At 56.8% G+C, this 1,058-nt stretch carries 1 protein-coding gene and 1 tRNA gene; one reads left to right on the top strand and one right to left on the bottom strand.

Going from position 1 to position 1,058, the window contains the following annotated elements:
• Positions 1-60 precede the first annotated feature (60 nt).
• A tRNA-Leu gene (locus tag F8N85_RS34410) sits at positions 61-147 on the bottom strand.
• Between the two features lie 225 nt (positions 148-372).
• Here F8N85_RS34410 and F8N85_RS34405 point away from each other — a divergent pair.
• Positions 373-1,058: winged-helix domain-containing protein (locus F8N85_RS34405; RefSeq protein WP_318183237.1), on the top strand; the 686-nt coding region annotated here is incomplete at its 3' end.

The following is a 1,058-nucleotide window of genomic DNA, read 5'->3' as shown; positions in this document are numbered from 1 at the left end:
GCAAAAACCCGCTTTCGCGGGTTTTTGTGAAGCTTCAAAGCAATGCTTTGAAGTTTGAATTGGTGCCCAGAAGAAGACTCGAACTTCCACGACCTTGCGGTCACCAGCACCTGAAGCTGGCGTGTCTACCAATTTCACCATCTGGGCAATATCGACATGCGTCTGCGTCGTCGATGGCGCGCACTATACGGACCACCTATTTCACTGTAAACCCCTGTTATTAAAAATACCTGGAAAATTTCACGAGCGGCATTCATGAGAGCTTTCTATGCTTGGCAAAGGGCGTTTCGAGCGCTGTCCGAGCCTGAAATTTCCCGTTTCAATACGCGTATGCCAAACTAACCCGCATATAGACAAGGTGAAAACTCTCTAATGGCCGATTGGCAGTCCCTCGATCCCGAGGCCGCTCGTGAAGCGGAAAAATACGAAAACCCTATTCCTAGCCGCGAACTGATCCTCAAGCATCTTGCGGATCGGGGTTCGCCGGCTAACCGCGAGCAGTTGGTGGAGGAGTTTGGTCTGACCACAGAAGACCAGCTCGAAGCCCTGCGTCGCCGCCTGCGCGCCATGGAGCGCGATGCTCAGCTGATTTACACTCGTCGCGGCACCTACGCGCCGGTGGACAAGCTCGATCTGATCCTCGGTCGCATCAGCGGTCACCGCGATGGTTTTGGTTTCCTGATCCCGGACGACGGCAGCGATGACCTGTTCATGAGCCCGGCGCAAATGCGCCTGGTGTTCGACGGTGACCGTGCGCTGGCCCGGGTTTCCGGCCTGGACCGTCGTGGTCGTCGCGAAGGCGTGATCGTCGAAGTGGTTACCCGCGCCCACGAAACCATCGTTGGCCGGTACTTCGAAGAAGGCGGTATCGGCTTCGTGGTGGCCGACAACCCGAAGATCCAGCAAGAAGTGCTGGTCACGCCGGGTCGCAATGCCAGCGCTAAAGTCGGTCAGTTCGTCGAAGTGAAGATCACTCACTGGCCAACGCCACGCTTCCAGCCGCAAGGCGACGTGGTGGAGGTAGTGGGTAACTACATGGCGCCGGGCATGGAAATCGA

Origin of the sequence: Pseudomonas fluorescens, from assembly GCF_902497875.1 — a bacterium.
Classification (GTDB): Bacteria; Pseudomonadota; Gammaproteobacteria; order Pseudomonadales; family Pseudomonadaceae; genus Aquipseudomonas; species Aquipseudomonas fluorescens_BR.
The sequence above is the reverse complement of the archived record's forward strand: the minus strand, read 5'-3'. Positions and strand labels throughout refer to the sequence as shown.